Source organism: Reichenbachiella sp. (assembly GCF_039944555.1).
Taxonomy (GTDB): Bacteria; Bacteroidota; Bacteroidia; order Cytophagales; family Cyclobacteriaceae; genus Reichenbachiella.
On record NZ_JBDUYN010000008.1, the window covers coordinates 558,388 to 578,742 of the forward strand.

Annotated in this window: 19 protein-coding genes; 10 read left to right on the top strand and 9 right to left on the bottom strand. The window is 40.3% G+C overall.

The window, feature by feature from the left end:
• Position 1 precedes the first annotated feature (1 nt).
• The 3 genes from ABJD64_RS16085 (at position 2) to ABJD64_RS16095 (ending at position 2,845) form a co-directional block, all read left to right on the top strand.
• Positions 2-1,801, top strand: a complete 1,800-nt coding sequence (locus ABJD64_RS16085) for a tetratricopeptide repeat protein (RefSeq protein WP_348183340.1) — start codon at positions 2-4, stop codon at positions 1,799-1,801.
• Positions 1,802-1,811: 10 nt separating this feature from the next.
• The gene (locus tag ABJD64_RS16090; protein WP_348183341.1) at positions 1,812-2,567 is read left to right on the top strand and encodes a LytTR family transcriptional regulator DNA-binding domain-containing protein; all 756 of its coding nucleotides are present in this window, start codon (positions 1,812-1,814) and stop codon (positions 2,565-2,567) included.
• Between the two features lie 146 nt (positions 2,568-2,713).
• The gene (locus tag ABJD64_RS16095; protein ID WP_348183343.1) at positions 2,714-2,845 is read left to right on the top strand and encodes a hypothetical protein; all 132 of its coding nucleotides are present in this window, start codon (positions 2,714-2,716) and stop codon (positions 2,843-2,845) included.
• 273 nt (positions 2,846-3,118) lie between these two features.
• Here ABJD64_RS16095 and ABJD64_RS16100 read toward each other — a convergent pair whose 3' ends face one another.
• The 4 genes from ABJD64_RS16100 to ABJD64_RS16115 form a co-directional block, all read right to left on the bottom strand.
• Positions 3,119-4,357: an ATP-binding protein gene (locus ABJD64_RS16100; RefSeq protein WP_348183345.1), complete on the bottom strand. Its 1,239-nt coding sequence runs from the start codon at positions 4,355-4,357 to the stop codon at positions 3,119-3,121.
• Between the two features lie 187 nt (positions 4,358-4,544).
• On the bottom strand, positions 4,545-5,387 hold the full coding sequence (locus ABJD64_RS16105) for a universal stress protein (RefSeq protein WP_348183347.1): 843 nt from the start codon (positions 5,385-5,387) through the stop codon (positions 4,545-4,547).
• Between the two features lie 204 nt (positions 5,388-5,591).
• A complete protein-coding gene (locus ABJD64_RS16110; protein WP_348208203.1) occupies positions 5,592-6,281 on the bottom strand; it encodes a hypothetical protein in 690 nt (229 codons plus the stop codon).
• A gap of 111 nt (positions 6,282-6,392) precedes the next feature.
• Positions 6,393-6,902 (bottom strand): hypothetical protein, encoded by a 510-nt coding sequence (locus tag ABJD64_RS16115; RefSeq protein WP_348183351.1) that lies wholly within the window; start codon positions 6,900-6,902, stop codon positions 6,393-6,395.
• A gap of 482 nt (positions 6,903-7,384) precedes the next feature.
• Here ABJD64_RS16115 and ABJD64_RS16120 point away from each other — a divergent pair, with 482 nt between their 5' ends.
• The 7 genes from ABJD64_RS16120 (at position 7,385) to ABJD64_RS16150 (ending at position 16,137) form a co-directional block, all read left to right on the top strand.
• Entirely contained in the window at positions 7,385-8,725 is a 1,341-nt protein-coding gene (locus ABJD64_RS16120; protein ID WP_348183353.1) for a HAMP domain-containing sensor histidine kinase, read from the top strand.
• A gap of 115 nt (positions 8,726-8,840) precedes the next feature.
• Entirely contained in the window at positions 8,841-11,252 is a 2,412-nt protein-coding gene (locus tag ABJD64_RS16125) for an FtsX-like permease family protein (protein WP_348183355.1), read from the top strand.
• Between the two features lie 72 nt (positions 11,253-11,324).
• Positions 11,325-12,893, top strand: a complete 1,569-nt coding sequence (locus ABJD64_RS16130; RefSeq protein WP_348183357.1) for an ATP-binding protein — start codon at positions 11,325-11,327, stop codon at positions 12,891-12,893.
• Between the two features lies 1 nt (position 12,894).
• Positions 12,895-13,578 carry a response regulator transcription factor gene (locus ABJD64_RS16135; RefSeq protein ID WP_348183358.1) on the top strand — a complete coding sequence of 228 codons (684 nt, stop codon included), beginning with the start codon at positions 12,895-12,897 and terminating at the stop codon, positions 13,576-13,578.
• A 104-nt stretch (positions 13,579-13,682) separates the two neighbouring features.
• The gene (locus ABJD64_RS16140; RefSeq protein WP_348183360.1) at positions 13,683-14,231 is read left to right on the top strand and encodes a retropepsin-like aspartic protease; all 549 of its coding nucleotides are present in this window, start codon (positions 13,683-13,685) and stop codon (positions 14,229-14,231) included.
• A 3-nt stretch (positions 14,232-14,234) separates the two neighbouring features.
• Positions 14,235-15,356 (top strand): beta galactosidase jelly roll domain-containing protein, encoded by a 1,122-nt coding sequence (locus ABJD64_RS16145; RefSeq protein WP_348183362.1) that lies wholly within the window; start codon positions 14,235-14,237, stop codon positions 15,354-15,356.
• Between the two features lie 190 nt (positions 15,357-15,546).
• The gene (locus ABJD64_RS16150; protein WP_348183364.1) at positions 15,547-16,137 is read left to right on the top strand and encodes a hypothetical protein; all 591 of its coding nucleotides are present in this window, start codon (positions 15,547-15,549) and stop codon (positions 16,135-16,137) included.
• A gap of 171 nt (positions 16,138-16,308) precedes the next feature.
• Here the strand turns inward: ABJD64_RS16150 and ABJD64_RS16155 are convergent, their stop codons facing one another.
• The 5 genes from ABJD64_RS16155 to ABJD64_RS16175 form a co-directional block, all read right to left on the bottom strand.
• Complete coding sequence (locus ABJD64_RS16155; RefSeq protein WP_348183366.1) at positions 16,309-17,211, bottom strand: hypothetical protein; 903 nt, start codon at positions 17,209-17,211, stop codon at positions 16,309-16,311.
• A 245-nt stretch (positions 17,212-17,456) separates the two neighbouring features.
• Positions 17,457-18,470: a DUF1028 domain-containing protein gene (locus ABJD64_RS16160; protein ID WP_348183368.1), complete on the bottom strand. Its 1,014-nt coding sequence runs from the start codon at positions 18,468-18,470 to the stop codon at positions 17,457-17,459.
• 48 nt (positions 18,471-18,518) lie between these two features.
• Positions 18,519-18,854 (bottom strand): hypothetical protein, encoded by a 336-nt coding sequence (locus ABJD64_RS16165; RefSeq protein ID WP_348183370.1) that lies wholly within the window; start codon positions 18,852-18,854, stop codon positions 18,519-18,521.
• Entirely contained in the window at positions 18,844-19,527 is a 684-nt protein-coding gene (locus ABJD64_RS16170) for a Crp/Fnr family transcriptional regulator (RefSeq protein WP_348183371.1), read from the bottom strand. The genes ABJD64_RS16165 and ABJD64_RS16170 overlap by 11 nt, the downstream gene beginning before the upstream one ends.
• Before the next feature lie 7 nt (positions 19,528-19,534).
• Positions 19,535-20,353 (bottom strand): DUF5996 family protein, encoded by an 819-nt coding sequence (locus ABJD64_RS16175; RefSeq protein WP_348183373.1) that lies wholly within the window; start codon positions 20,351-20,353, stop codon positions 19,535-19,537.
• Positions 20,354-20,355: the final 2 nt, after the last annotated feature.

The following is a 20,355-nucleotide window of genomic DNA, read 5'->3' on the forward strand; positions in this document are numbered from 1 at the left end:
ATTGAACAAGCTTATTGCTGCTTGGTCGTTGTCTGTAGTATTCTTTTTACCCATTGCACCAATTTCTGGTCAAAGTCAAAGAACAGCAGACAGCTTAATATTTTTACTAAAATCACCCATCATTAGCAATGAACAAAGATTTAATATTGTTCGCCAAATTGCTCATGATCATCCCAAATATCAAATTGCACTTAATTACTCAATGCAAGCAGTGGAGTTGGCGAAAAAAATTGGCAACCCACAGCTCATAGCTGTAGCACTTGAAGAACTCAGCATTAATCACTGGAATCTCGGTAACACCATAGAATCTACTGAAGCGTCGTTAGGTGCATTAGAAATATTCCAAAAACTAGGAGACTCAGAATCTGCCGCTGCAACCCTCGTTCAGCTAGGGTCAAATGCGATCTCTAATGAGGAATTCCCAGAAGCAATTAAATATTTGAAATCTGCTATTTCAGTTTATACTGAGTTTAGTAGTCATAAACACGTCTCGTTATCATTTCTTAACCTTGGAGAAGCCTACCGACTAAATGAGCGTTATGACAGCGCCACTCATTATTTCCTTAGGGCGCTAAAACTCAAAGAAAAAGTAGAACAACCAGAACGTGATATATTGATTGCCTACTCCACCGGTAACCTGGGCATGGTCTACAACTCACTTGGCCAATTGGACACAGCTAAGTCCTATCTGGAATCGGCCATTGCTCTGACTCGCCAACTGGGCGATCCCTATTCCTCCTCTGTATATCAAGCCGACCTCGGTCAGTTGTATGCCAGGCAAGGTCACTATGAAATTGCCGAAGCCGAAATGCTTGAAGCATTGGCCACAGCCCGAGACCATGGACTCAAAGAGCAAATCAGGGATTTTAGTGAGATGCTGGTTGAGCTTTATCAAGGGCAAGGTGATTTTAAGCATGCCCTGCAATACCAGCAGTTGTTTCAAGTCTACCAGGACAGCCTGGTCAATAAAAAGAACGTGCAGGAAATCGAGCGGCTCAAGGCGGGCTATGAGATCGACAAACGGGAATCAGAAATATCACTATTGAGTGAACTCAACCGCCAACAACGTTATCTGGCCATCGGGTTGTTTGTGGGGCTCGCGTTGATTTCCATTTTTTCTATACTGATCTATCGTAGTCGCAAAAGAGTAGAGCGTACCAATACGGCACTGATTCATCAGAAAGAAGTCGTCTCCAAAAGAGAACAGGAAAAAGCACTCCTTCTCAAGGAGCTGAACCACCGCGTGAAAAACAACCTCCAAATGGTAGCCAGCCTGCTTAACCTGCAAGAAAACCAACTACAGGGGCATCCGGCAGAAGCAGCTATCGCTTCTGGCAAGTACCGGGTCGAAGCACTCTCGCTGATCCATCGCAAGCTCTACAGCGAAGACCATCATACAGAAATAGACGTATGCGACTATATTGAAGAATTAGTCATGAATTTGTGCTACAGCTATGGAAAGGTCGATAAGCCTCAGTTTGATTTGGCTCAAATAAACATTGGCATAGATCAGGCTGTGCCCCTCGCTCTGATAGTTAACGAACTGGTCACGAATGCCCTGAAACACGCCTATGAGGGCATCCGTGATCCTGAGCTAAACATTGGTTTCAAGGAGATCGGTAAGGATCTGGTTTTAATGATCCAAGACAATGGAATAGGATTTCATGCTAACTATAACTCTTCGTCCTTTGGCATGAGCCTGGTGTATTCACTAGTCGGACAGTTAGATGGAGACATTTCGAACCATGCAGCAGCTGGGACTTCCTGGGAAATTTGTATGCCTAAAATGGTGAAATTATAAACTTTAAAGGATGAATAAAGTCAGTATTTTAATTGTCGAAGATGAGACCTTGTTAGCTCAGGATATTGCCATTCGATTGTCCAAACATTATGAAATCAAGGGCATAGCGGATAGTGTGGTAGCAGCGATGAAATATTTAGAAGCACAGGACAAACCTGACGTCGTCATGCTGGACATCGTACTCAAGGGCAAGCAGGATGGCATCGACCTGGCTGAAATTATAAATGAAAGGTTTCAAATACCTTTTATTTTTCTCACCTCACATGCAGACCTCTCTCTTGTAGAACGTGCCAAGAAAGTACGCCCACATGCCTACATTCTCAAACCCTTTAATGAACGGGAGATATTCATTGCCATCGAATTGGCGCTCTCAAACTATACCAATCAGTTGACCCAAGAAGATGGGCAGATCCATGTGGACTTTAAACAGACCGAAAATCAAGTGATGAATATCCGAGACAGCCTATTTCTCAAAAAAGATTCTTCATTTCAACGCGTGAAACTCGATGAAATTTCGCTGCTGGAGGCAGACAATAACTATACTACCGTTTATACGAAATCTAACTCCTTCATATACTCTACAGTCCTGAAAAAGATGGAAGAAAAACTTCCGGACGAGCGATTTATGAGAGTACACCGTAGCTTCGTTATCAATATCGACGCAGTCGATGGTTTTGAAGGTAATACCCTCTTTGTAGATAATAGAAAAATTCCGGTATCGAAACAGTATCGCACCAAAGTGTTTAACATTTTCCGTTCTTTTTAATGAACAGGAACGGTCTCAACAGTAATTGTGCTTTCAACATCTAGTGCTTGATTAGATCAAGCGAGGTATCATTTTTGTTCGATCGATATAGAAAGTAGTGGAACACATTATGAAATTCTTAAAAGTCTATATTAAATCCGGGTTCAATGAGACGGAAGGAAAAGGAATGTATCTTGATAATTGTATATAACCGAGTGACTACTTACTATACCCACATGTGGGGTTTCCAAATGAAGACATGGATTGGCGAGGAGGGAAGCATGACCACCACGCCATAATCAATTTGGCAATAGGTGTTATTCTGATTCGAGTGTCCTATAAAGAAAGAGGTGGACAGCACAAGGAGAACCCTAATATTTCTTATTAAAGAGAAGGAAAGAAGGGGACATCGATGGACATCCAAACACCTCCTCTACGGACTACTAAAAAGCTCGGCATTGCTAGAGCTTTTTTTAAATACACCCCCCACCTTAGATTCTATCTAAGGATACAGGCATTCTCAGATGGTTGCATTGGTTGATGGAAATTTCAAATGATACTCATATTGAACCTTAACTTTGGTTCGAAATTTTGATTGTCTGTGCAAGCGGAAACTCAAGCACAAACTCCGCTCCCTTACCCTTCTCACTAATCAATTTAATTTTACCGCTAAGTAGTTCCATGAGCGCTTTTACAATTGCCAGACCGAGACCTGTTGAAGCTTCATCTCCTGTCGGGCGGGCGGAGAGTTTTTGAAATTTTCTGTAAAGCAAGGTCTTGTCGACATCGGTAAAGCCGGGACCTTCATCTTTGACTGAGACAATGAATCGCTCACTTGTGACTTCTATTTTTATTTGAATTTTTTTATGCTCAGGACTAAATTTGATGGCATTGGACAACAAGTTATCCAGAATTCTTTCCAGCAAATGAACATCCGTAGACACTACGGAATCTTTGGGTCCAAACTTTAAATCAATCTCCAAGTTCTTCTCCTTGAGTTGGCCCTCGTAAGCATTCACCTGATTTTCTACAAACTGATTGATTTTGACTGGCTCCAATTTGAGCGGATAATCAGCTTCTTCAAAATTTGACATGTCAACGATTTCAGAAATCAATTCTCTACCTGTATCTGCAATTGACGTCATTCTATCGACAAGTTCTTCCTCCTTTTGAGATAGCGTATTTGATTCTTTAAGAATGCTTGATAAGCCAATTATATTGTTCAATGGTGACCTAAGGTCATGGGCGATGATGGCGGTAAGGTTTCTTTGCTCAATATTTTGTGTTTCTATTTTTCGGTTTTTTTCTAATAATTCTTCGTTTTGTTTGAGGCTGAGTGTACGCTCTTCTTCATATTTTTCCCTCATATGGCCCGTGAGATAATAACAGATTCCAAAGCCCAAAAAAACCAAAATATTTTTATCGATCATATAGCTGTCATAGCTATCAAATGTGATTTCCGGTCGTAATCGATATTCAAGAATGGCAAGAAATACAAGATTCAGAAAGGCCAACATTCCAAACAGGTTTTTTTTCCTGAGTGGAATTAAATAATTCATCACAATAACTATCAACAAATAGATTACAACATTGCCAACCAGAAGTCCTGATCCGGTAAGTGTACCTATATCGATCAATACAAATAAAAAAATGACCAGCATTGAAGATAGCCTTCTTACACTATGCCCTTTTATCAACAACCAATAGAAAATAGAGGCCGCAACCAAAGCAATCAATTCAAGTATGATCAACGCGTAAACAGTAGTATAAAAAACATTATTTATTAATACTACGATTACCGTAATGAACATAAAATAGAGTGTCCTCTTAAAAAGTTTGTATTCTAATGTTGATTTTGAATTGTGATTGTATTCGTCCACTGGAAGATTGAACTGATTAGTCTAATTTATCTCAAAATAATCAGAATAAAACAATCTTGATTCTTAGAATTGATGGAAAATAGTTAGACCAGGATGTTCGTCCTTCTTTAAAGTCAACCTAAATCGGCAGACCTATTACCGGATGCACCAAGCGATTGACAACTTTTTCCGTCTGACTTCCTAAAAACAATCTTTCAACCCCTTGACGGCCATGAGTACCCATAGAGATAACAGGATTTGTCTTAGAGGAGCAATATTTCTCAATACCGGCTTCCAAGGATTTTTCATCGACTATCTCCGCCTCTTGTATGCTTGTACCTCCTCTTGATTTGAAAGCTGACATTCGCATTTCCGCCCGCTCTCTGTCTTCTTTTTTTCTTGCGGCATTTTTCTTGGTACTATTAACATACAATAGACTTACGGGTGCTTCTATTAAATTCGAAAAATCAACCAACTTATTGAATGCGCCATCTGCTTCAGCACTAAAATCCGAAATAAAAATCAAGTGGGCTTTCGAAATGCTAAACTTCCGTTTTATCACCATAATAGGTACTGGCGAATGTCTTACCATTTCCTGAGCATTGCTACCCATCATAAATTCTTCAAAACTGCTTCTGCCATGAGAACCCATGATAACGTAGTCAATTTTATTTTCCTCAATAAAGGGACTTAGTTTTGACGCTGAAAAATTATAAATCAACTTACTTTTGGCAATCACCTTTTCATCGCTTGCAGAACGTTCAAGTTCTGCCAATTGACATGAATTTTTTAAATAGTCACTGTAGGTGTTAGCGTAACCTTTTCTAAATGCCAGCGACCCTATTTCCCATCCATCAGGCACATTGTTCATGTAATGAACAAAAAGTATTTCACACCCAAACTTGCTTGCTATTTCTATTGAAACACTTGATGCCAGATGAGCGCATTTCGAAAAATCTGTGAATACCAATATTTTTTTCATAATCGCGAACGTTGATTGCGAAAAAGTATATAGACTCCTTTCGAGATCAAATGATTGACCACAGTTGATTTACTGACACATATCAGTTTATTCAAAAAATGGATTCAACTAACGGGATTATCAGTCAAATTAAGATGGTTCGAAGATTATTGGAATTCGAATAAGATAGCGAGCTGTAAAATGGAGTATTTAAAAGAAGAAAGCCTAATTGCCCTCGCTCACAAATTCAAAACAATCTGTTTTCTCTTTTATAGTAAGCGACGACAGGATTCCAAAATGATCTAGGCCTTCGACTGCTATCATTTTAGATTTTATTCCTAACTCATTAAGACTGGTTATATCCGGTTCGTATTGTCCAATTCTGTCGTCCTGGCAGACAATGCAGATTGATAATTTCGAATTTTCTAATGGTTCCCCTGAAAAAAAGTCAGAGGGATCTAGTAGAATGACACCTTTTACCTTGTCTTGCTGACTCCAGGCGAGCTGATAGATGTCCCTACCTCCATTAGAGAAACCTGACATGTAAGTTTCTGAAGAATCAATATATTCTGTCTCAATCAAGGCTTCAAAAAAAGCTTCAAATTGTGCCGAATTACCATTCATTGGGCTCACTGCTATCATTCCATGTTTTTGGATGATGGGCAAAAGGCTCCCCGATACGCTTCTATTACGCCGTGTAGACAGGGTAAACAAAAGCGGTCTATTTTTCAGCTCTTCTATTCCCGGTGGGATATAAAAAGCTAAATCCATTCCATAGTACGTATCTTCAAATGAGTTTTCTACAGTTGGGTCATACTTGAATTCTATGGGTTTCCCGATTTCAAGTGTGAAGTTACTACCCTCATCTGGCTCCTCTTCATCTGCACACCCCAAACTTAAAATTATCAATAACACAAATGTCATTGATTGATAAATTTCCCTAGTCCAACTCACTGACCCCTTCATATTGTAGTTGTGTAAATAAAATAAGGAACAGCCAAATGTGGTATAACCCTTAGCATCATGTTATTCCTCTCTAATATTAATGCCCAGGGTTTCCTCAACAAAATTGTGAAGTGTAATCATTTGCTTTCTACCCACCTTTTGACCCGTATACGAAACCAAATAGAGTGACAGAAAAATAACCATCAGCACCGGGACAAGCCAAAGAATACCGGCTGATTGCCCTAAAGACCATTTAGAGTATCCAACAATAGAAATAACCAGCGAAGCAAATGCAACGACGGAATAGAAAAGTACAAACATGGTCCATACTGCAGGCCTTGGACTGTACATGCCTCTGAGCAGACATTGGCCTTCTGCTTCCTCAAAACTCAAGGTCAACTGCGGTGACCAATAGTGTTGATCTCGTTCTGGCAAGGTAAGAGTTGCATGACCTGGTATGACCTTACCTCCAACCGACTCCTGATCTTCTGAAACAGATTTTGACAACTTAGTCTCGATTTCAGCAGGCGTGAGTGAGGTCTCTATTCGAAACCTGGGCCGTATCTGATGATGTAGTAAAGAATCTTCCATATAGGTTTACAAATGTGCCTAAGGTTTTAGGCAAAACTACAATTTTTCCTAAACCAAGAGCACGATAGAATTCTGACTTATTGACAAGATACTTTTATGATTCTACTATTGACTGCATCCCGATAGCTGTATCTAACTGAACATATTAATTTATCCTACCCAATTTTTTGACTTTGATTGGGGTAAAATAATCACACCATGGCATTATTAGATCGTAATAGATTTTCTGCTTAAGTTAATCACTTTCGAATCCAACACTGGATTAAAAAAGTTGCTTAACTGTGGATTTGATCAAGCCACCTGCTTATTTCAAAATGAATAATAAACCATCAGTTCTTTGGAATTTGGCGACTGGGTGACACATGAGAGAACCACTTTTTCTCTTTGCGCTATTTCTTTCGACATACCAAGCAGCCTTTTCTAAAGTCGTTTTTCATGACAATGTCAAAAAGTATGTTCATTCAATTTAACTGTCTACCAATATGACTAGTGCATTTAGTTATACTTTATTATCTAAAGGAACAATCCGGCGATGGGGTCTTTTATTTATCACTTTATTGCTCATTCAACCTTGCATTTCTCTGAATAGACATATGATTGCTGATACCGAATCAACTCTCGCAAGTATTGCCATCTTGAAAGTACCTGGGGCAACTGGAGTCATTGAGAAGTCAACAATCGAAGATATAATTGAAAAACCATATTTAGATTTTCAGCATGTGGCTGTTGTTGTTTCATTCCTATTGCTTCTGGTCATTTTGATCACCTCATATGTGCTGTTCAGAAATCTTCTGAAATCTTATAAACTCATAATCAGACAAAACAGACAACTGAAAAGAAATCACGAGTTTAAAGAAAGATTGACTGAGATGATTGCCCATGACATCAAAAACTCCCTCAATACGATACTGTGTTTTTCGGTAAACGAATCTCTTGATCCAAGGATGAAGCGCATTATGCAATCAGGGAATACCATACTGAATTTGATAACTAATATGCTCGATATACAGCGGATTGAGGAAACTAAAATCCCCCTTCAAATCGAACATTTCAAGTTGATGGAACTCATAGAGGAAGCTAGATTGCAAGTAGCCTCATTATTTCAAACTAACTCTTTGAGATTGATTATCAATATACCAAGAGGCATTGAGGTAAATGTAGATTGGGAAATCATAATTAGAGTATTAGTTAATCTTCTAAACAATGCGGCTAAATTCTCAGTCCCTGGAAAAGTTGTTACTCTCAACGTTTCGTATACTCAAAAAAATGGGGAGCACTATTGCATAATAAGCATAGAAGATCAGGGTGAAGGTATTGATGAAAAAAAACTTTCCAGAATTTTCGATAGGTTCTGGATAGATTCCCCCAAAACACCCGAACAAACTGCTTCTACAGGGCTTGGATTAACTTTTTGTAAGCTGGCGGTGGAATCACAAGGAGGAGAAATACAAGTTCAGTCTACCATTGGAAAAGGGACCAAATTTGATGTTTTACTTCCGATTAAATCATCAGTTCGCTCTAGTCCAGCATTACCAATGCCATCAAGAGTATCTTTCAAAGGAGAAAAGCATGACTTAATTCTTGAAAGTGAACGAAAAAAGCTAGTTACGATAGCGGCCAGATTAACTCAACTGGAAGTTTATCAAGTAGGCGAAGTCAATACCATCCTGGCCGAATTAGATGCAAAAGACATTCATTCCCCTTGGAAACAGACACTTAAAAATGCCGTTCAGCAGGGAAATGAAAAATCGTACAAGGAATTGGTAGAAATGATAGACGATCGTAAGACCGCTCAAAACACACAACGCTTCTCAGTGCACTAAAACCAATAAATGTGGTGGATTGTGACAAACTATGACAATTCGATGACAACGTGTGAAATGAAATCTATGGATTGTGATGGAATCCATGGCATCTTTGGTCAAACGTCTATAAACCATGATCAAGAACTATCTACTCATAGCCCTTAGAAACCTACTCAAAAACAAAAACTATGTCATCATCAATACCTTTGGCTTGGGCATTGCCATGGCTTGTTGCCTGACGGCTTATATACTCATCGCCTTCAATATTGAGTTTGATGATTTTCACGAAGATGAAAAAGTGGAAAGCATATTCCGCGTGCATTCGCATGTTGTGATCAATGGGTCTGACTTTAAAGAAGCGGTGAGTACTCCATCTCCCGTAGGCCCAATGGCCACACAGGATATCGCCGGGATCAAAAGATTTGTTAGGATTGCGGGCAGTCAAGGTGGGGGTGCGAGTGTGAGTTATATCAACAAAGAAACTAATATCAACAATACTTTTGGAGAGTACATTAGCTATGCCGACAGTACCTTATTCGAGATGTTCGACCTGCCTTTGACCGCCGGCAGTCACGAAGCTTTTAAGGACCTACACAGTATTTTTATCAACCAGGATATTGCGATCAAATATTTTGGAGATGATGACCCTATTGGAAAGGTATTGACGCTGAACTTCCCACGGGGTGTTGAGAAAAAAGTAATTGTAGGTGGTGTGCTGGCCAAAATACCAGTCAACAACTCCTTTTTTATGCCGATGCTCATGCGGTTTGAACATTTCGAAGAAATGAGGGCGCTGGATCAGGGAGTTTGGGGGGATTGGAATGTGCCTGCCACCTTATTCGAGTTGGAAGACCCTGAGAAGGCCGAAGAAATTGCAGGTTTCTTTGATCGCTACCTACCCAGACGAAACGAGGCTTTCAAAGAGCAAGTGGTAGAAAGAGTGAGCCTGGTACCCTTCAAAACCAAACTGAATCAAAATGACCTAACCTGGTCATATATGAATGCACCCATACCTACCGAACCATTGCTTATTTTCATTGTCCTGGCGGTCATGATTATGCTCATTGCCTGTTTTAATTTAACCAATACTTCAATAGCCATGGTGGCCAACAGGCTCAAGGAAATAGGAGTTAGAAAATCGATGGGTGCGAATAAAAAGCAAGTTGTGACTCAGTTCATGTTGGAGACGGCGATAGTCACAATTCTGGCCTTATTGGCTGGATATGCCATGTCTGCGATCATCGTTCCGGAATTTACGGCCATGTGGGAATTGCCTTATGGTATGTCCGATTTGAGTGGTGTCAACCTGATTGTCACGTTATTGCTGTTAGTATCTATGGCATCCATACTGGCTGGTATTTATCCATCCCTGTTCAGCGCAAATTTGGATACTATCAATTTGCTCAAAGGAAATGTAAAGGTAAAGGGCACTAATTTTCTGACCAGGTCATTGGTGACTGTTCAATTTGCCATCTCAGTGATAGTACTCATAGGAGGAGTTGTTTTTATTCAAAATACTGAATTTCAGGAAAACATTGATTTTGGTTATCATAAGGAGAAACTGATGCTCATTGATATTAAAAGTGAGCATGAATATCACGCTTTGGCAGCCAAAGCCCGACTGAATCCAAAAATTGAGGAAGTAGGGTCTACTGAGCATCAAATCGGATACAGTACCTATCCAAATCCTATTTCTTTTGAAGGTCAGGAATTTGAAGTGCAGCACCTGGAGTTTGGCGAAAATTACTTCGAAACCATGGACTTTGAATTTATTCAGGGAAAAGCCATAGACTATCACAAGACCAATGACTTTAAGGATGCTGCCGTAGTCAGCAGACAGTTCCTCAAAAGTCTGAATATTCAGGGAGATCCCATAGGACAGTATGTAACGGTACGCGAACAGAAGAAGAAAATAATTGGCGTGATCGAAGACTTCGTAGATAACGTGTTCAGATCAAAAGACCCGGAGCCGTATATCTTCTATGCTACGTACGGAGAACGTTGGAGAAACATGATAGTCAGAGCGCAATCAGAGGATTTAGCAACTGTGAACGATTACCTGGAAAAAAACTGGAAGGAGATGTACCCGACCAAGCCATATGTAAGCAATTATCAGGAAGATCTGCTCCTTGCCGGAACCAGACAAACAAATGGCAATCTGAAAAAAATATTCCTTTTTCTTACGATTCTTGGCGGTTTGCTTTCAGCGTCAGGCATTTACTCACTCGCTTCACTAAATATAGCGAGGAGAACCAAAGAACTTGGCATAAGAAAAGCATTGGGGGCTACCACACAAAACATTTTATATCTGTTGAACAAGGAGTTTATCATTATCCTGGTACTCGCAGGGTTGCTAGGAAGTATCGGAGGGTATTTCGGTACAAACTGGATTTTGGATTTGATTTATGCCTTTCACATCTCCGTCCAGTTTGTGCCAATCCTTTTTAGCTCTTTAGCCATTTTTATTATTGGTATAGTAACCACCAGTGTTACTATTTACAGAGGAGCAAGGGCCAATCCGGCCGATACACTTCGGAATGAGTAGCAGGGCCTATATTGCAATTCGCGAACTCCATTAAAAACGATTATTTTTAGCCAGCCAATTCTTTTGCAAAAAATGAATAAACCGGTTCAGCCCGTATTTCTGATACTTTTTCTCATTGTAGTTCCATTCCTGATCTATGCATTTCTGCAAATCCAGTCATTGGAAGAGGATGAAGAAATGGCCAATGCAGTATATGAAAAGCAAATGGAAACCGTGCTCTTCTCATTGAATCAATATGCAGACGACATGATGAGTCAATGGGTAAGAAGGCTTTCTAATGCGCAAGCCCCCATTTCGAAGAATGCCTTTGATCTTACCCTGGGCAACGAGTCCATTCAGATGCTAGTGCTAAGAGAAATGGCTACTAAAAACGATAGCATATGTGTAAATGATTATGTGATAAAGGGTGAAAATGCACAACAGGTGATCAATGCCTGGTATGACGAAAAAGATTCCACTCTTCGTCGGTTGACTGCCTATTTGGCGGCAGGATTTCAAAAAATACAACCTGCGGAAGAATGGCTTCCCATTGATGGGCTCAAAACAGACCAAACTGGAATAACGGCAATGGTCTATGATAAGGATTCCGTATTGTACAACGCCTTATTCATTCTTGAACCTACCTATTGGGTGGAGCAAATTTTAGGGTCCAAAATGCAGGAAATCGATCAGGATGAATTTCGATTAGTTGTATACAAACAGGATGAAGATGTCCGGCCACCCGTATTCTTATACCAGACTGATTCGTTCAATATAGCCAGGAGCTCCGTAAGAAAGCCACTTTGGATCTTGCCGGATACTTATTTAGCCATTCAACCCAAAGGAGAGAGCTATACTGACATCATCAAATCGAGAAGCAGGAATAATTTGTACTTTCTCCTATTCACTCTAGTGACCGTGCTGGTCGGTACTCTACTAGTGATTAGAAGTATTAGAAGCACTTTGAAAATTGCACAGTTGAAATCTGATTTTGTCTCCAATGTATCGCACGAAATAAGAACCCCGCTGGCGCTAATCAGAATGTATGCAGAAACGCTGATGCTTGGCAGGCTTTCATCAGAAGAAAAGAAAAAGCACTATTATCAGATAATTCACCACGAATCCGGACGCCTTACCTATTTGGTCAACAATATTCTTGATTTCTCCAGAATAGAAGCGAACAGAAAAACTTATCAATTCGAAAACAAAGAATTGAATGAATTGGTAGAAACCATCCATACGAACTTTTCGCATTACTTCGAAGAAAATAAAAATAATTGCGAATTGAATCTTTCGCCTAACCCTATACCGATCTCGGTAGATCCCCAGGCTTTTGAAGAAGCGCTTTCAAATTTGATAGAAAATGCCATTAAGTATAGTAATGGCAATGATGCTATCGAGGTACTTACTTACCTGGAAGGTGAGTTCGCCTGCTGTAGTGTAAAAGATCATGGTGGGGGAATTTCAAAAACAGCTCAAAAACATATCTTCGATAAATTCTATCGTGTCGAAGGTGCATTGACCCAAAAAACAAAAGGTACCGGTCTTGGGCTCAGTTTGGTCAAGCATGTGATGGAATCGCATCAGGGGGAAGTCACTGTCGACTCAAAGCCTGGTCATGGTAGTACTTTTACGCTTAAGTTTCCTTTAACCCATTCATAATATGATAAAAATTCTTGTAGTAGATGATGAACCTGCTATGCGCGAAGGACTGGCAGACAATCTTCAGTTCGAAGGCTATGAGGCTGATCTGGCCGAAAACGGCAAAATGGCCTTGCAAAATTTGAAGGAAAAAAAATATGACTTAGTAATTCTGGATGTCATGATGCCTGAAATGTCAGGATTCGATGTATGCAAAGCGCTGAGAAGAGAAGGTAATGATGTGCCAGTCATTCTATTGACTGCCAAAGGCGAAGAAATTGACCGGGTACTAGGCCTTGAACTGGGTGCTGATGATTATATCACAAAACCATTCAGCCTCAGAGAGCTTCTGGCTAGGGTAAAAGCCATCTTACGAAGATCACAATCAAGTGACTCTACCGGCAACCAACATTTCGAAAAAATTGGACTGTTGGAAGTGGACTTTAAGAATTTCGTTGCCATAAAGAACAATGAGGAAGTCAAATTGTCGCATCGTGAATTTGAGGTACTGCATTTTCTAAAAGAACATCAACAAGAGATTGTAGGGCGTGATGATCTTTTGAAAAACATCTGGCGCTACGATGAATTTCCTACCACCAGGACCATCGACAATTTCATTTTGCGCCTGCGACAAAAAATTGAGCATAATCCCAACGACCCTAAAATAATCCTTACAGTACATGGCATGGGCTATAAAATGGTATGATTCAAGGTCTGTTACAACTTGTGACATCCCTTTACCCAGCTGTGACACGCGGTAACATGGATGTGAGTTAGTTTGAATTTCATTATTCACAAAAACTCAAAAACATGAAAAGCAAAATTGTAACATTTATGATCGTCGGATTAATTCATAACTTCACGCAAGCCCAGGAGCTTGATGTGGTAGAAGCAAAATACAGAGGTAAACCAATTATTCAAATGATGCTCAATGGTCAGAAAACATGGGTACTATTAGACACCGGGTCAGATTTCACCGTATTGGATACTAAGGTGAAAGACAAATATGAATTTCATATATTAAGCAGTAACGATGCCAGCTTGAAAGTACCTGGCTTCGGATCGACTGGCAACCAATTGGCTCCAGCCTCTCATGTCAAATTGGAATTTGGTGAGGTGAGGTTGAGGGGTCCGGTATTTGCCTTTGATCTCTCTGCCGTAGCCAAATCGATTCAGCGAAGAACGGGAAAGAGAATAGCAGGTATTATCGGTACTCGTATGATGAGTACTTATGGATTTGTCATTGATATGCGTAGCGGTACGGCTAGTATAGAAGTAAAACGTAAGAAAAAAGATAGAAAAAGAGAATATGATCAGGAATCTCTTGTAGTTACCACCACCTTTAACCGCAGCAACTAAAAAATGAATCTCACCAAGAAAATACAGCTTCTTTTACTATTAATTGGCTTTATGGCTTCCAACAACTCATTTGCTCAGGACGAGAATGTTAAATCTGATGATGAAGAAATTGGTTTTTGGAAGTCCATTTTTCACATTGTTTTTGAAGGTGAGTCACATGGACTTTCTTCTAAAACCAATTCTGAAAAAGGTGTCTATCGTGTTATTGATTTCGAACGGAATTGGAAATTTCAGATTGGAGATAATGAAAAATGGTCATTTATCGAGTGCGATGATGAATCCTGGGAGAACATTTATGTACCCGAAGATTGGGAAAATGAAGGGTTCAATGGCTATGATGGTTATGCCTGGTATCGCATTCATTTCGATGGCAGACTACTCAAACGCAACGAGGCTCACTATGCGATTCTTGGATTTATTGACGATGTAGATGAGACCTTCCTGAACGGTCGCCTGGTCGGTAGGACCGGCAGATTCCCTCCCCGATTTAGAACCGCTTACAATTCCAACAGGAAATATTTTCTGAGCAATGAGCTGATCAATTTTGAAGGAGACAATGTGATCGCAGTGAAGGTATATGACGAATATAAGAATGGTGGCATAGTGAAAGGGAAGCCTGGCATCTATGTTTCGGAGGGCAGTGAAAATTTACTTCAAAACCTCTATGGTCCCTGGAGATTCACAAGACATAACAGCAAAGCTTATAGTGAAATGGACTACGACGACAATCATTGGGACGTCCTGCTTGTCCCCGCCTATTGGGACAATCAAGGCTATCGATCTTATGATGGAACTGCCTGGTATCGTAAAAAATTCAAACTTAGTTTCAAACCCAATCCAGCTGAGGATTACTACCTGTTGTTAGGTCGTATCGATGATTTTGATGTTACCTACCTCAACGGTGAGTTTGTTGGTGAAACCAATGATCACGAGCCACTTGGTCAAAGCCAGTCTTATCGAAACATCCGGGTGTACAAAATACCCACTGGTTTACTGAGTACGGAAGAAGAAAACGTGATTGCAGTGAAAGTCAGAGACATCGGAATCGATGGCGGAATTTATGATGGACCTGTGGGTATAATATCTGCAGACGAGGTCACCCGAATGATCAGAAGTAGAGACTAATAAATACAAAAATTAGGCCATCAAAGACTCCTCCAATCCAATTGCCGTTCGATTTGACTATTGGTTTTTTGAACAACTTAACATTCGTTTAACAGGTCGTCAAAACTTTAACACAAGTATAACCGGACACCAATATTCAATTAATACCTGAATTGTTTATTTGTTATAACAAGCAGCAACAAATAATACAATGAAGTTAACACTCACAATTTTTTTACTTGCCATAAGTAATCACCTATTGGCTGATTACGAAAACGGTGTGATCTACAAAACCAATGGGGATACCATTGAGTGTTTGATAGATGTTTATGAACCTAGTGTCTTAATAGGCAATATCAAAGCGCTTCAGTATAAGATTGATCAGGATCATTTAAGCTTATCGCTGGATCAGATTTCATCAGTTGAGCTCAATGGTAATTCTTTCCATGTGCTTACACTCAAAGAACAGGGAGAAGAATTCTTTAATGAAGAGGTAATCATATCGCACATGATTTTAGCCAAACTAATCCAGGAGGGTGAGGTAAACTTATACCAATACTACTATTCAGGAAATAGCATCTATGAAAATGGGAAAACCAATAAGTCGTTTGGCAAATCTTTACATGAGCGTCCCATTTTTAAAAGCGAAGACGAAACCAGAGTGATATACAAAATGACTTATTCCTCGTCTATAAAAAAATATTTTCCGTCGAATGGCAAAGAGATTTTGTCCAAAGGACTTAAATATGACGAAATATCTGCGGCCGTAATTGAAGGAAATAGATACCTGGCAAATAATTAGGAAAGTGTTATTCGATTAGCTTTTGCTTGCTCCTTCAATTTTGGATTGAGCTGGATGGTCTTTTCTAGTGCGTTAACGATTCTTCTTTTTTCCGGCAGCAAGCCAAATGATTCAAAAAAGTGATTCGTAATCGGTAATATCAAACATAAGAAGTTGATTGATTACTCGCTTTTAATTACTCAAATAATCAGTCATTAAATCCCAATATTGTGCTTCAAAAGTATTCAAGCTCAATCCAAAATTGTTTTCAAATGCGATAGCAACGCTTATCCCGTTACCGAGCTCTTCATAAAATGACTTCACATCGGATATTGTTGAGCCATTGCCTTTTGAATCAAGAAGATAGCGAATTCCTAATTCGAAAAACGCATAATATTCCCATTCTGCATTAGCATTTATCTGCGATTGAGGAAAATCCCCCCAAACCTTTATGCCAATAGGATTGCCACCACCACTTACATCTTTCATCTTTTCTTGCCAGACTTCAAGATGGCTAAGCTCGCTTACCGATTGATTTTCTGAAATGTAATTCGCTATACCCTCCCTGAACCAAACAGTGTTAGCCAATCGATAGTTGTTATCACCGATTAGCAAAAATTCATTGACATGCGTCAATTCATGCTTCAGGGTTCTTTTCCATCTATGAAGTGTATAGTTCTGCTCATAGAGAGGAGAGTGAAGAGCTCTAATAATGATCCCATCCCGATAGGCCAACCCTCCACTTTCTAATCTCTGATCATGGTCAGAAAATATGACTATTTTTTTATTGCTTTGACTAGCCACAAAACGATAATCGTCCCAGGTCACTTCAAAGACTTCCAGTACCTCATCTATAATTGACTCCGCATATTCAGAAGTTTCTACTTTGGTTTCAAATGATGAAAAGTTGCTGTAGACGATAAATCTATCAGACTCATACGGTTCACCATCATGCCCTAATTGAGGCCATCCCGGAATCCAGGGGCCGACGTATACTAATGACTCTTCTGATTCATCAGACTCACATGACACCAAGAAAAGCAACGACAGAATAAATGTAGGCGCGAGTATTGTTCTTATCTGAGATTTGATCATAATTTTAAATCAAATGTTTAGAAAGTTTGACTACTTATGGATACCCCAATTGACTATGCATTCAAGGTTTGAAAGTCATTGGTTCACCATTTTGTCAACGATGATGAACAAAATTTGAAATATTAGAGGAATAAAATGACAGGATAAACCTGAATGTTTTCTGAATATAACTTTTCGACGTGTTGTCCTTATATCAAATCAATTGAAGACAATAACACCTTTGTAGACTGTAACACTTGGGAAAATTATTTGATCAGCTTTTGAAATTTCTTGTCGGCTGAAAGGCTCTTTAAATCATCATCAACTTTGGCCTGCTCCTTCAATTTTGGATTGAGCTGAATAGCCTTTTCTAGTGCCGTCAACGATTCATCTTTTTTTCCGGCAGCAAGTCGAATGATGGCCAGGTCGAACCAGACTTCCGGAATCTCAGGCCCCAGTCTTGCTGTTCGCTCCATATGTGGTAAAGCCTCCTGAAATTGCTTTTGAGTGAAAAGTGTCCACCCTTCATTCCAGGCATAATTCATTTGGGCATAATCCAGCAATCTGCCCAACTCCTTGAAGGGTTCGGTATGATCATCTACCCTGATGTCGATGGCGCGGTCGGTATAGCCTCCATAGCCAGCGTTTTCTTTTACCACCAAAAGGGCTGCAGACTGCTTACCACGGGAATCCCCTCCATTTTCTTCGCCAGCGACTAGCGCTGCATACATTCTATCCGCCAACGTTCCGCTGGTTTCAAGAAAAGCTTTCTCCATAGCCACCACCACAGCTTCCCCGGCCAGTATATTACCCTGAACTGCATAGTTCGGACCATTTCGCCCACCTGCCCATGCATTGCAACCCTCACCTGTATAGGAAATAGATTTTCCATCGATTGAAACCATACCAAACTGTCTTTGATTCGGGTTATCGTCAGTTCTTAAAAGCACAGTTGCAGCCTCCTCGGGCGTAACACCTTTTTCTAATAGCTCCAGCCCTCGCCATCCAAAGCTGGTATTGGCAAAAGCCTGGGTAGCTACAGCTCCGACACCAGCCTTCGCCCACGGCACGACATTGCCCACAGCAAAAAATCGTGAGGCCACGGCGACTCCAAGTTCGCCAGTCACAGAATCCCGGGCTACGATCGAAAATGTAGCAATGTTGTCCTTGTCTCGATAGTCTTTTTGTGCTATTCCTTCTTGAGCATATATAGATGCATTCGAAAGTGTTCCAATGAGCAGGAAAGTCAAGATTGATTTTTTAATTATTCCAGGCATCATGATCATGTTATTTTTTGATAAAGGGGATTAAATTAAATAAAAGCAAGGTTAGTTCAGTCTTTCTACAATTAAATCCGGATGTCTGGTGGGTACAGCTATTCTAAAAGCAATAAAAGGAAACAATGGATTAGGCAGCCAATACTTCCAACCTAGCATTGGAGTTTTTTCTCCGGTTGAGGATGCAAAGTGATACCAGAAGTAGATGAATTTATAAGGGCAGAGTCCGGGAATTCCGGAAAAATTGAAGCCGTCGGTTTTTAGATTTTTATTGGCAATGTAGTAGTTTCCTTCAAAGGCGAACATGCCCCAACCCTCAACTCCTTCGGCGAGCAGTTCCCCGGATGGTTTGTGGGTAATCCGTATGGTGGCTTTCTTAGTCCCCATCTTTCAGCAGTTCAGCAAATACGCGTATCTCTTTTCTGTCATAGGTGATTTCTCCGTCTTTCCTCAATGAGCTAATCACATTATTTACCGTTTGTCGACTGGTTGAGGTGAGCTTGGCAATATCACTATGGGAGAATATGTTTTTTGCAGCTCTCCATTCGTTGTCGGAAGTTCCATTTTCTTTGACAAAGTCAAACAGAAAATCTTTTATTCTGGTATCTGCGTCTTTGTAAATGATATCATCCAGCCTCCGCTCAATTTTCTTGAATTTAAACCCCGCCAATTTCAATATCGAATTGTGAAGTTTAGGATACTGCAACATCAGCTCCTCCATCCTATCTACCTCGATAAAGCAGATGATACATTCTGACATCGCTATGGCGGAATAGGGCTCATCATCTTCGCCAGAAGTGATTTTGGATTCGCCAAAAATATTACCCTTGCCTAAAACATACTTCATGGTAAATTCATCGCCCTCCTTCTTACCAATCTTGACATGCCCTTTTTTGATAAAATAGATTAAATGATCTTCTTCAAACTGCTGATGGATTTCGCTTCCTTTTTTGAAAGTCTTCATCACTAATAATTCGCACAGGTTCATCATGTCTCGCATGCCCATCCGCTTCATCATGTTAAACGAGTCTTCCAAAAACCAGTATTTCATCAATCGCATGCGGGTATCATTTTGTTTCTTGCAGCAGAATGTCTATCACAGCACTTGTAAATTGCTCGAAGGCCTTTCCGAGATGGTCTGTTTCACTCATCTGTGAATAGGGCAATACAGCACCAGACCAGCCTTCTGTATTCCAATCACCTTGGGCAAGTTTATGCTGCTGCAGTGTCACAACCTCCACTTGGGGCCAGATGTTTACATACACATAGGGCTCATTAATCCCATCATCACCCGGAGACAGACCGATTCCTATGCTCTTCGTAATTTCATTCTCTTGATCTGTCTCCAAAGGTATCAAGGTGGCCAGGTCAAAGTGATGCGGCCAACATCTGATATCGAATGCCTCTTCCCATTTCCTTGTGATATCAGCTAGCACCTCAGCCGTCATTTGATACAATTGCCCGAATACTGTAAGTGCTTCATTGTTGACCTGAAGTATTTTAGAGTAATCGTAATTCTCTATTTCATAAGGCAAATCCAGGTTGATCGACTCTGATGAAATATCATATTTGGCCAATTCTGCCTTTAACCAAGTCAATCCCTGATCGACTGATCTCCCTGACAATTCAAGGGCTACTTTGCTGTCATGATCTACTGTGATGTACAGAGCAAAAGTCTCAAATTTAAGGCCTACCCGAATTTCTCCGTGGTCGTTGGTAACTGGCAAAGACTCCAGAGATTCCAGTTGAGCGTTCCACTCCAGGCTGGACATACCGTCGGTCGGATCCTTCGGCAGGATATTTCTTGGCACCGCACTTACCAATTGAATGGCCTGATGTAGGCTTTTCCGTACCGGAACGAGCTCCTCTTTTTTTACTTCATTCATAT

What these genes read in the sequence shown, in the direction of transcription:
- ABJD64_RS16105 (WP_348183347.1), bottom strand. Translation starts at nt 5,387, where the DNA reads ATGAAAAAAATATTGGTATTCACAGATTTTTCGAAATGCGCTCATCTG.
- ABJD64_RS16100 (WP_348183345.1), bottom strand. Translation starts at nt 4,357, where the DNA reads ATGTTCATTACGGTAATCGTAGTATTAATAAATAATGTTTTTTATACT.
- ABJD64_RS16165 (WP_348183370.1), bottom strand. Translation starts at nt 18,854, where the DNA reads ATGGGGACTAAGAAAGCCACCATACGGATTACCCACAAACCATCCGGG.
- ABJD64_RS16150 (WP_348183364.1), top strand. Translation starts at nt 15,547, where the DNA reads ATGAAGTTAACACTCACAATTTTTTTACTTGCCATAAGTAATCACCTA.
- ABJD64_RS16090 (WP_348183341.1), top strand. Translation starts at nt 1,812, where the DNA reads ATGAATAAAGTCAGTATTTTAATTGTCGAAGATGAGACCTTGTTAGCT.
- ABJD64_RS16115 (WP_348183351.1), bottom strand. Translation starts at nt 6,902, where the DNA reads ATGGAAGATTCTTTACTACATCATCAGATACGGCCCAGGTTTCGAATA.
- ABJD64_RS16135 (WP_348183358.1), top strand. Translation starts at nt 12,895, where the DNA reads ATGATAAAAATTCTTGTAGTAGATGATGAACCTGCTATGCGCGAAGGA.
- ABJD64_RS16160 (WP_348183368.1), bottom strand. Translation starts at nt 18,470, where the DNA reads ATGATGCCTGGAATAATTAAAAAATCAATCTTGACTTTCCTGCTCATT.
- ABJD64_RS16155 (WP_348183366.1), bottom strand. Translation starts at nt 17,211, where the DNA reads ATGATCAAATCTCAGATAAGAACAATACTCGCGCCTACATTTATTCTG.
- ABJD64_RS16095 (WP_348183343.1), top strand. Translation starts at nt 2,714, where the DNA reads ATGAGACGGAAGGAAAAGGAATGTATCTTGATAATTGTATATAACCGA.
- ABJD64_RS16125 (WP_348183355.1), top strand. Translation starts at nt 8,841, where the DNA reads ATGATCAAGAACTATCTACTCATAGCCCTTAGAAACCTACTCAAAAAC.
- ABJD64_RS16130 (WP_348183357.1), top strand. Translation starts at nt 11,325, where the DNA reads ATGAATAAACCGGTTCAGCCCGTATTTCTGATACTTTTTCTCATTGTA.
- ABJD64_RS16120 (WP_348183353.1), top strand. Translation starts at nt 7,385, where the DNA reads ATGACTAGTGCATTTAGTTATACTTTATTATCTAAAGGAACAATCCGG.
- ABJD64_RS16140 (WP_348183360.1), top strand. Translation starts at nt 13,683, where the DNA reads ATGAAAAGCAAAATTGTAACATTTATGATCGTCGGATTAATTCATAAC.
- ABJD64_RS16170 (WP_348183371.1), bottom strand. Translation starts at nt 19,527, where the DNA reads ATGCGATTGATGAAATACTGGTTTTTGGAAGACTCGTTTAACATGATG.
- ABJD64_RS16145 (WP_348183362.1), top strand. Translation starts at nt 14,235, where the DNA reads ATGAATCTCACCAAGAAAATACAGCTTCTTTTACTATTAATTGGCTTT.
- ABJD64_RS16175 (WP_348183373.1), bottom strand. Translation starts at nt 20,353, where the DNA reads ATGAATGAAGTAAAAAAAGAGGAGCTCGTTCCGGTACGGAAAAGCCTA.